Origin of the sequence: Psychromonas hadalis ATCC BAA-638 (genome assembly GCF_000420245.1) — a bacterium.
GTDB lineage: Bacteria > Pseudomonadota > Gammaproteobacteria > Enterobacterales > Psychromonadaceae > Psychromonas > Psychromonas hadalis.
This window is the reverse complement of record NZ_ATUO01000123.1, coordinates 1-10729: the sequence shown is the minus strand read 5'-3', so window position 1 is coordinate 10729 and position 10729 is coordinate 1. Positions and strand designations below refer to the sequence as shown.

Sequence of the window (10729 nt, the reverse complement as noted above, 5' to 3'; positions counted from 1 at the left end):
GTTGTTAAGGGCTGCACCGAAACCACCGAGATAATAGCAGCAAAATGATCGGCACTGATTTTCCAAATATGGATATCACTGATCTGTTGATCAGGCTCAGATTCAATGCAGTTGATGATCTGCTGTTTATAATGAGGATCGATACTTTTATCTAATAATATCGGTCCCGTTTGTGTCAACAATCCCCATGCCCAACGGCTAATAATTAGCGCACCGACAATGCCCATCACAGGATCTAAAAAACTTAATCCAAAATACATGCCTAATAACAGTGCAACAATCGCCAAAATAGAGGTTAACGCATCGGCAAGCACGTGAAAATAAGCCGCACGTAGATTATGGTCATGATGATGTTCATCATGGTGGTTGTTATGCAGATCATCACAGTGAGCATGGTGATGATCATGAGAGTGATGATCTTTTAACAAAAACACACTGATCACATTAACGGTTAATCCAATTAACGCCACAAATATCGCTTCTTTAAAGTAAATATCTTGTGGACTAAACAGCCGTAAGGTTGACTCTGCAATCATGATCAACGCCACTAACAGCAATGCAATGGCACTACTAAATCCAGCAAGTACGCTCACTTTACTTGGCCCAAAAGCAAATTTAGCGCTGTTTTTATGCTTGCGTGCATAATAATAAGCAAACAGAGTAATTAAAAAAGCAGCCGCATGTGTGCCCATGTGCCAACCATCGGCAAGCAACGCCATCGAACCATAAATCATCCCAGCAATGATTTCAGCGACCATAGTCACCACGGTTAAAATTAGAACATATAAAGTATTGCGCTCCCCCTGATTATTTTCTTGAGTGAAACTATGTTGATGTTGCCAGTTTTGCACCGCAGTATCTGTATTAGCATCGGTATTGTGATCATCCATTTACACTTTCCTTTGATTAACTTATAGTTTGAGTTGCGAACTATAAGTTAATCAAAGGATGTTATCTATCAGGATCACACAAAACATTGATCTGCTTTAGGTTAAAATATACATAACGACTGTTCACCTTTAAAATTGAAAGCGCTTGATCTCTATAAATGCTCAGGGCAACGCCATGATGTAGTTTAATTAAAAATGCCACTGTAGATATACAGTGTTGTAGTTACTGCCCCCTTTACTGCGCCCAAATAGCGAGCTACTTTCAAAAATAGCAGAGCGATGATGCATTGAGTAACCTAACCAAAGTTTATCTAACGCTTTTACGCGGGTCACATCACCGAGGTTAATATCTAAGGTGAAATCTAAATAATTAAGGATTTGACTGCCGGGATTATCAGGATCATCATTTTTTTCAATGTAGGTTACTTCAGAAACATAAGAGAGCCCCTCGGCAACACCAAAACGCCAACGCACAGGCCAAGTAAAGGCGTAATAGGCTTTAATGGCGACAACATATTCAGTGATAGGATCTTGCACATCAGATTCAAAGTGATACACAAAACCTGGGGTTAAATAAAATTCAATGGGAAAACCAAAAAGTGTTTCCGTCAATGGTATCCCGTAAAAAATGGACGTTAAACGGTTATTGTATTGATCTTTTTCTGTTTCACCACCAATAATTTCACCTATATTAGAGGGGGTAGCCCAACCATAAGCAACACGCAGATAATGGTTTTCAGGCAGGGTTAGGTACTCTTGTTGCTCTTTATTATTAAAGAGACCAAAACCTAAATAATATTCGCTTTCAAAACGGGAATCGATCAACTCACTTTGATAGGTTTTATTACCGAGCATATTCACGCTCACCTCACCCAATAAATAAAGGTTACTAAACAGGTGATAACGTACCTCAGTACCGACTTTTAGATCTAAATCACTGCCAATATCATCTCGACCTAAACCATAATAGAGGTTATTAAACTCACCACTTTTATAACGAAAAGTACTGTGAAGTTCGATATCAAAATCTTTATAATCAACTTGATAGCGCAGGTTCACATTACCATAACTATTACCGTCACTGTCTGACAACAACTCTAGTTGCAGTGGGAAGTTAGCTTTAAACAGATACTCCGCCTGTAACCCCATATCGATATTAGTACCATGAAATTCTCGTTGATACTGCTGTGGAATATCAAAATAGCGGTAACGACCAATAACACTAAAATTATATTGTTCACGCTCAAAAAAACGCAAACCACCATATTCCCCCCGCAGGTAGAGGTAATCACCCTCATAATACATTTTAGGTACAAAATCAGTCACCGTACTCTCTTCTGCAGCATGGTAAGGAATAGAAGCGGTGCGTGAGCCGATTACAATTCCCCATTCAGGGATAGACTCGGCTCTTTTTTGGGGTTCTGTTTGAACAGAGCCTTGCTGTGCGAAAAGTAAGGAAGGTAGTAATAAAAAGAAGAATAGGTATAACAGCTTCATGTAAGATCCTTTTATGATTTATTTTATTATACCGCAAGCAATCAATAAACCCACTTAGCAGTGCTTCCCCCACGGCATCCATTGCACCTTTTTAATATTTAATACAATAATGCCCCAGCTAAAGCAGAGACATATAAGTTCATATTTTTAATCTGTTTATTTAAAAAAGTAACCGTATGAATAACCCGCTAACATTGCCATCGAAAGGATAACGGCTAAGAAGGTGAAAATCATTTGGTTTTTAAATATCGACTTCAATAAAATCACTTCGGTTAGACTTGCTCCTGCGCTGCCAATAATCAATGCCATGACCGCACCTAACCCCATTCCTTTGGCTGCCAGTGCGGCGCTAAGTGGAATAACGGCTTCTGCTCGAATATACAAAGGTATACCAATAATAGCCGCAACGGGTACAGCAAAAGGATTATTGTCATTAGCGACACGGGCGATAAACTCGGTAGGCATAAAGCCATAAATAAGCGAGCCAAGTGCGATACCACCCATCAAATAGGGTAATACCTTTTTAAAATCAGTCCATGTTGTATGCCAAATCGCTAACCACTTACTGATAGGTTTTGATTTTGTACCACAGCCCGATGAGCAACCTTGCGCTTTAGGTGGATTATAAGCTTCTGCCTTAATATATTTTTCAAATCCGAATTTCTCTAATAGGTATCCAGCAAGAATAGAGACCCCCATCGAAATAGCAAAATAAAACAGTGTCACTTTTAAACCAAAAGTGACGACGAATAACCCAATAATAATTGGATTTAATAACGGGCTTGCAAAAAGAAATACCATCATACAACCAAACCCTGCTTTAGCACGTAATAGACCTTTTAAGAAAGGGATTGTCGAGCATGAGCAGAAAGGTGTTATCGCCCCAAGTAGCGCTGCGATAATATAACCTTTACCTTTTTTAGCCCCTAAGATACTTTGAATTTTTTCTGGTGGAATATAAAGTTGCAATACACCGACGGCATAACTTATCAGTAAAAAAAGCAACGTTAACTCTACGGCTAAAAAAGCAAACATATTAAGTGTGTCTGTTACCATTTGTGCATTAATTGTAAACATATCTTGTTCCTTTGTTATTAAAACCATATTTCTAGAATAACCGAATCATAAGTCAATAGGATTGCTATGCGCAAGTCATTTCTGTTATTATCGAAATATATATTTTAAAGAGCATCGTTATGGATATTGAAGTTATTGCTAAAGCATTAAAAGAGTTAGGTCATGTCACGCGGCTAAAGATATTTAAAAGCGTAGTGAGAGCAGGCTTTCAAGGGATACCGGTGGGAGTATTACAGGAAGAGTTAACGATTCCAGCTTCTACATTGTCGCATCATATTGCTGGTTTAGTTTCTGCGGGGCTTATTTCTCAACGCAGAGAAGGACGTACATTATATTGCGTGGCAGACTATGAACAATTAAATACAGTCATTGCCTTTATGCAGGATGAGTGTTGTATTAATGAGGTTTGATATCCTCCCCACCTCGCTACACGCTTTTCCCAGATGGTTTAGAGTAAAGATCGATCAATAAGCTAAAATATAAAAAGAAGGCACTTTCGACCATGGGTTGTTGATTGAAGAGAGTTTAATCAGCCTCTCTTTATAGAAATGAAAATATACTGGGCTGACAATTTCACATCCTAAAGCAAACGAAATATTACTCAGAAGTGTTCTACAACAGCGCCTTCACTATAAAACTTATCACACGTTATAAATTTTATCGTCGATAGTATGTCACCACATCAAGAAGTTAGATTAAATTATAGGATACTGTAATGATACCGTTATGTAAGTATGTAGCCTAAAATAATTTAGGCTGTATGCTATCTAATTATCATAAAAATCGTACAACTTTAAATCTCCTCTTTTTTGGAGCCTTTATTATTTTTAAAATAATCATTTAAGGAACTATGTTATATGAATAAAATCAACAGTCTTGTGTTAGGAGCTTGCTTTACCGTGGCTCTGATTAGTTATCCCGCCTATTCCCTAGAAAGAGGGGGAGTGCTCTCACTCGCCGTCAATAGCTCGGTGAAAACACTTGATCCACACAAAGTGGTAGGGGCTGATTCTTATCATGCAACATTTCACTTATTTAGTACTTTGACCAGAATCGATGAAAATTTAAATGCACAGCCTGAACTAGCAACCGATTGGTCACATGAAGGTAAAGCCATTAATTGGACCTTCCACCTAAATAAAAATGCCAAATTTTCAAATGGACGAGATATTACCGCTGAAGATGTTAAGTTTTCTTTAAATAGAGTGTTAGATAGGAAACAATCTCCACGAGGTTATACCCGAGTGGGTCCCATCAAAGAAATAATTGTGCTAGACAAAAATACCGTTAAAATTATCCTCACTAAATCATACTTAGAATTACCCATTGATTTAGGGGGTGTTTACCCGCGTATCATTGCCAAAGAAAATATTAATGACATCAACACAAAACCTATTTCGTCAGGCCCTTTTATATTAGAAAGTTGGACCCCTGGTGGCGTTACCACCTTAGTTAAAAACCCTTATTATTATTTAAATGGTGAGGATGGTAAAGCGCTTCCTTATGTAGACAAGTTCAAAATAGTACCAATTAAAGAAAACACATCACAATTAGCAGCACTACAAAGCGGTGCAGTGCAAATGATGTATCGTATTAATTATGACTTAATATCGACGGCTAAAAAAGATGAAAGTTTAGTGCTTGTCGGTGGTGCAACACCTGGATACCAACCCTTTATTTTAAACTTAAAACCAATAATTAAAGAAGGGGCAGACAAAGAAAAAGCAGAAATTTTTAATAATGAAAAATTACGTGAAGCTATTTCATACATGATCCATCGAGAAGCCATAATAAACATTGCTCTTTCTGGCTACGGAACCGTTGCCAATGATCAACCGGTACCGCCTTTTCATCCTTATTTTAATCACGATATAAAACCTAAAAAACAAAATATTAAATTGGCTAAAAAATTATTAAAAGAAGCAGGTATCAAAGAAGGCACACATTTTACACTGTACACCAGTACGGGCAGAGCAGGTATGAGTGAGTCTGCCACTGCATTTCAACAAATGGCGAAACAAGCGGGTTTAAACATTGATATTAAACTGGTTGATATAGCAACATATTGGACTGATATCGATTTTAAAGTCCCATTTATGACCGGTAATTGGGGTGGAAGAGCCACCATCAGTGCATCCATTAAACCTTTTTACCATAGTGATGGAAGCTCAAACGAGTCTCATATTAATAATCCTGAGTTAGATAGACTGTTAGATGAAGCAGAAGGTGAATCTAATATAGACATTAGAAAAGCGAAATATGCACAAGCTCAAAAAATAATTAGTGACTCTAACGTGACTATCATTCCTTATTTTAAAGATGCCTATGCTGTTGTAACCAAAAAAGTACACAATGCCAAACATCACCCATTAACCTATTGGTATGTTGATAAACTTTGGCTGAGTCATTAATTGTGGGCAATGATTTATTGGCAAAATTTATAGCAAAAAGAATATTAGCAACCGTTATTATTCTTTTTGTCACATCCATTTTTATTTTTGTTATTACCAATATGATGCCTGGTGATGCCATCGATTTGATGTTAGGTGGTTTATCATTACAGTCTGTCGGTCAAGAAACAGTTGCTCAGTTACGCGCGCAACTAGGATTAGACTTACCTTTATATCAACAGTATCTCCATTGGTTAGTGGCTCTTTTACAAGGAGACTTAGGTACCTCTTATATTTTTAACGCACCGATTGCCCCCATCATCAGTGAACGTATATATAACTCATTATTGCTGGCTGTTCCTGCCATTATGATCATGATCGTTGTTGGCTTGGTTTCTGGTGTTGTTTCTGCGATTAATGAAGGCAAAAAAATAGATCACAGTATCTCTTTTTTAGGGATATTAATGCTCTCTATTCCTGAGTTTTTAATTGGTACTGTCTTTATTTATATTTTTGCTGTGCAGCTTAATTGGATACCCGCAGCGTTTAATACCATCGATACCGATTCAATGAGCGTATGGCAGTCAATGACAACTTATTTTAAGGTGTTAATATTTCCTAGCTTAACCATTGCCTTTGGCAGTATCGCTTATGTCAGCCGACAAACAAGAGCGTCAATGATTGAAGAGCTTAAATCAAATTATGTGCGCACTGCATTATTAAAAGGCGTGCCCTATAAACGTGTTGTTTGGGTTCATGCACTAAAGAATGGTTTATTACCCACCGTCACTGTTATCGCTTTTAATATAGGACAAATCATCGCAGGCACCGTGATTGTTGAAGTAGTTTTTTCTTATCCTGGCATTGGTAATTTAATTATTATGGCGCTTAATCAAAGAGATATTCCTCTGATATTAGCAACAATGATGATTATATCCTTAATTTATGTCATCTCTAATTTAGCGGCAGATATTCTGTACAGCAGATTAAATCCTAAAATATCTTATTCATAGGTCATTATATATTGTGAAAAATAATAGCGTATTGATGTTCTTAAAAAGAATGCCAAATAAATTAATTTTCGGCACGGTGGTGGTTATTAGCTTATTAATAATAAGTATTTTTGCCAAACAGATCGCCCCCTATGATGCCAATATGATGTACTACGATCATTTGAAAGAATTACCCTCAAAAGACTTTTGGCTTGGTACTGACCGATTTGGTAGAGATATACTCAGTCGTGTCATTGTAGGTAGCCAATCCACCCTCTTTATTGCCCTAATAAGTACCATGATTGCTTTATTTTTTGGCTCTGTTATTGGTGTTTATGTCGCCTATTATGGAGGAAAAATAGATGCCTTTATTATGCGTTGCAATGATGTCTTAATGTCATTTCCATCTTTAGTTTTTGCTATGTTAGTCATTGGTATTTTGGGCGCTAGCACCGTCACAGCGATCATTGCCATCGCCGTTATTTATATTCCTAGAACCATGCGAGTGATACGTTCACAGGCACTTAATATCGTTAATTTAGAGTATATTGATGCGGCAAAAGTATCCGGTGAGTCGGTTTCTTATATTATTTTTAAAGAAATAATGCCTAATCTATGGCCCACCATTATCGTTGAAGGATCAATACGTTTAGGTTACGCAATACTACTCACTGCAAGCCTAAGTTATATTGGCCTTGGCCCTCCCCCCCCAACACCAGACTGGGGCTTAATGGCTTACACAGAAAGAGCTTATATGCTTGATAATCCTTGGCCTGTTTTTGTTCCTTGTATCGCAATTATAATCACAGTTATCACTATCAATATATTTGGTGAAGGGCTTAAAGATCTTTTACTGATTAAACATTCAAGATCAAAAGGTCTATAGAAATGCAAAAAAAATTGACAAAAACGATCTTATCTGTAGAAAATCTAGAGATAACATATCACGTTGCCGGCCAATCAATTAAAGCGGTTAGAAATGTTTCATTCACGATTAAAGCGGGTGAAACCTATGGTCTAGTGGGCGAATCTGGCAGTGGTAAGAGTACTATTGCTTATTCAATTATGAGTTACCTCGCGAGCAACGGCGAGCAAACCAATGGCTGTATTTTTTTTGATGGCATTAACTTAGCGGATTTAAATCAAACACAGTTACAAAAAATAAGAGGATTAAAAATAGCAGTTGTTCCTCAAGATCCGCTGACTAGTTTAAACCCAAGTCATAAAATAGGTGCTCAGATATCGGAAATACTCAAAATACATAGCCAGCTCACTAATAATGAAATTAATAAGAAAGTCATTAAAATATTAGAAGAAGTGCACATTCCAACACCTGAACTCACGGTAGACAAATACCCACACCAATTAAGTGGTGGCCAACAACAAAGAATTTTAATCGCCATGGCTTTTTGTACAAACCCTAAGCTACTTGTGATGGATGAACCAACAACCGGGTTAGATGTTACAACACAAGATAGAATTTTAAAGCTCATTAATACCATGAAAAAAGAGCATAATACCGCTGTTTTATACATCACTCATGACATGGGGGTAGTTAAGAACATATGCGATAAAGTCGGTATTTTATACGCAGGAGAGCTCGTTTCTGAAACCTCTGTGAAAGATGCTTTCAATAACCCACCTCACCCCTATACTAAAAATTTATTAGCATGTATCCCATCTACTTTTGATACCTCTGAAAGTAAACAAAAATTACAGGTGATAAAAGGAAATTTACCCGATTTAAAGCAACTAAAAGAAAGATGTATTTTTGTAGAAAGATGCCAATATGCACAACATAGGTGCTTTAATGAAATACCAGAAATGGCAGAACTCAGTATAGGCAGAAAGTCTAAATGTTTTTTAACAACATTACCTGAACAGCCAACTAAAGAGCTAGACTTAAAAATAGATGAGTTAAAAAAACAGCCACAGAAAGATTTGTTAGTGGTGAATTCATTGAGCAAATTTTTCCCCGTTGCAGGCGGTAAATCAAGAGCCCTTGACGATATTAGTTTTACCTGCAAAAAAGGTGAAATATTAGGCATTGTAGGCGAAAGCGGTTGTGGTAAAACAACCCTTGCTCGGTGTATCATTGGTTTAAATGAGCTCAGTGCTGGCAGTATATTATTTAATAACAATAATATATCTAATGCTAAAAAAAGATCTAAAGATTTGAAGAAAAATATTCAAATGGTATTTCAAAACCCCGAAGCCACGTTAAACCCACAAAGAACCATCGGACAAATAATAGGGCGCAGTCTTACTCTACATGAAAAAATTCCCAAGCAAGATGTCCACAAAAAAGTCATTGATTTATTAACCATGGTCAGCTTAGATGCACGTTATATTCATCGTTATCCAAGTGAAATCTCCGGTGGAGAAAAGCAGAGAGTAGGTATTGCACGCGCCTTTGCTTCAAATCCTGAATTAATTATATTAGATGAGCCTATTTCATCGCTAGATGTATCAGTGCAAGCCGGCATTTTAAATTTATTGCATGAGTTGCAAGAAAAATACGGCACCACCTATATATTCATCGGTCATAATCTTGCTGTGATGAGGCATTTATGTGATCGTATTATGGTGATTTATCTCGGTAAAATATGTGAAATTGGAACACCAAAAGAAATATTTAGCCCTCCTTATCACCCTTACGTTGAAGGATTGTTATCAGCGATTCCTATCATAGAGCCCAATTTAGCACAGCGGAAAGTGAATATTAACGGAGAAATCCCTAATGCAACAGCCGTGATTAGCGGTTGTTATTTTAAGAGCAGATGCCATAAAAAAATAGAGGGCATTTGTGATAATACTGCCCCACCCTTTATTGATTTTGGCAATGGGCATAAAATCGCATGCCATGTTACGGCGAGTGAACTCACTGCCACTAAACCCATATTTAGTCATCTCGCTTAATCATTTAGAGGTTCACTGAACATGCAACATTTTACTAAGTCGCTTCTAAAAAAAGAGGAGAGTTTAGGTTGTAAAATGCCTCTATTAGACCATTTAGTCATTAAAAATATTACATCGAATTATCCCTGTAGAGCTAACACACTTCAACTTACAGCTTAAAATCATTGAGCTGTACATTGATTATCTTGTCACTTTATTCAGTGGCAAGCAGTTTATCTAACTTTTTAAATGAAGAAATTAGCCATGATCACATGGCTAATTTCTTCTAAAAAAGATCGGGACAACCAGATTTTTTATATTTTAACGCGTTGGTTTAGCCTAGATAAAAAATATCGAAAACAGCCATCTCTTTAGCTACAAAAATAGCCTCTCGTTCCTTAATTCCATTTTGTTATAAAAAAGCCCGTTTAATTCTTTTATTGTTAGAAAAGTGAGGCGTAAACTTCACCCATCTTTTGTAATAGTGGAAAACAGCTTCATGGCATTAACGAATCTCTCGGCATTAACCTCGCCTTTATCAGCGTTGCAACTCTCGCAGTTACAACAAGCGATGGCAGGACTTGATCCGATGCAAACCGCATGGGTAAGTGGTTATTTAGCAGGTGTTAGTCAAACACCAGTAAGCGTACAAGCGACGGTAAGTTCAGGCCAAAGTCTGACCATTTTATATGGTACACAAACAGGCAACTGTAAAGGTGTGGCGGAGCAGTTAGCTGAGCAAGCAGAGAATAAAGGTATCGCGCACCGTGTTATCTCGATGGCCGATTACAAAATAAAAAGTATTAAAGATGAAAGCCATCTTATTATTGTTGCCAGTACCAACGGTGAGGGTGAAGCGCCCGATGATGCTATTGATTTACATGCATTCTTAGCCTCTAAAAAAGCACCAAAACTAGATTCACTAAAATTTGCAGTGTTAGGACTTGGTGATTCAAGTTACGAGTTTTTCTGCCAAACAGGCAAA

The 10729-nt window shown here is 37.2% G+C and carries 9 protein-coding genes; 6 read left to right on the top strand and 3 right to left on the bottom strand.

All coding sequences use genetic code 11. From position 1 onward, the window contains the following. The 3 genes from dmeF to G322_RS0113960 all read right to left on the bottom strand — a co-directional run. Positions 1-890 (bottom strand): CDF family Co(II)/Ni(II) efflux transporter DmeF (gene dmeF / locus G322_RS0113970; RefSeq protein ID WP_022942366.1); only part of this gene is annotated, 890 nt, incomplete at its 3' end. Positions 891-1079: 189 nt separating this feature from the next. Then, on the bottom strand, positions 1080-2387 hold the full coding sequence (locus tag G322_RS0113965) for a MipA/OmpV family protein (RefSeq protein WP_022942365.1): 1308 nt from the start codon (positions 2385-2387) through the stop codon (positions 1080-1082). Positions 2388-2543: 156 nt separating this feature from the next. Further along, positions 2544-3464 carry a permease gene (locus G322_RS0113960; protein ID WP_022942364.1) on the bottom strand — a complete coding sequence of 307 codons (921 nt, stop codon included), beginning with the start codon at positions 3462-3464 and terminating at the stop codon, positions 2544-2546. A gap of 119 nt (positions 3465-3583) precedes the next feature. Between G322_RS0113960 and G322_RS0113955 the strand changes: the two genes are divergently transcribed. The 6 genes from G322_RS0113955 to G322_RS20890 form a co-directional block, all read left to right on the top strand. Beyond that, positions 3584-3874: an ArsR/SmtB family transcription factor gene (locus tag G322_RS0113955; RefSeq protein ID WP_022942363.1), complete on the top strand. Its 291-nt coding sequence runs from the start codon at positions 3584-3586 to the stop codon at positions 3872-3874. A gap of 447 nt (positions 3875-4321) precedes the next feature. Next, positions 4322-5875 carry an ABC transporter substrate-binding protein gene (locus G322_RS0113950; protein WP_022942362.1) on the top strand — a complete coding sequence of 518 codons (1554 nt, stop codon included), beginning with the start codon at positions 4322-4324 and terminating at the stop codon, positions 5873-5875. A gap of 17 nt (positions 5876-5892) precedes the next feature. Continuing rightward, entirely contained in the window at positions 5893-6867 is a 975-nt protein-coding gene (locus tag G322_RS0113945; protein ID WP_156873971.1) for an ABC transporter permease, read from the top strand. 13 nt (positions 6868-6880) lie between these two features. Next, positions 6881-7732 carry an ABC transporter permease gene (locus tag G322_RS0113940; protein ID WP_022942360.1) on the top strand — a complete coding sequence of 284 codons (852 nt, stop codon included), beginning with the start codon at positions 6881-6883 and terminating at the stop codon, positions 7730-7732. Between the two features lie 2 nt (positions 7733-7734). Continuing rightward, positions 7735-9765: a dipeptide ABC transporter ATP-binding protein gene (locus tag G322_RS0113935; RefSeq protein WP_022942359.1), complete on the top strand. Its 2031-nt coding sequence runs from the start codon at positions 7735-7737 to the stop codon at positions 9763-9765. Positions 9766-10243: 478 nt separating this feature from the next. Next, positions 10244-10729: flavodoxin domain-containing protein (locus G322_RS20890; protein WP_033422185.1), on the top strand; the 486-nt coding region annotated here is incomplete at its 3' end.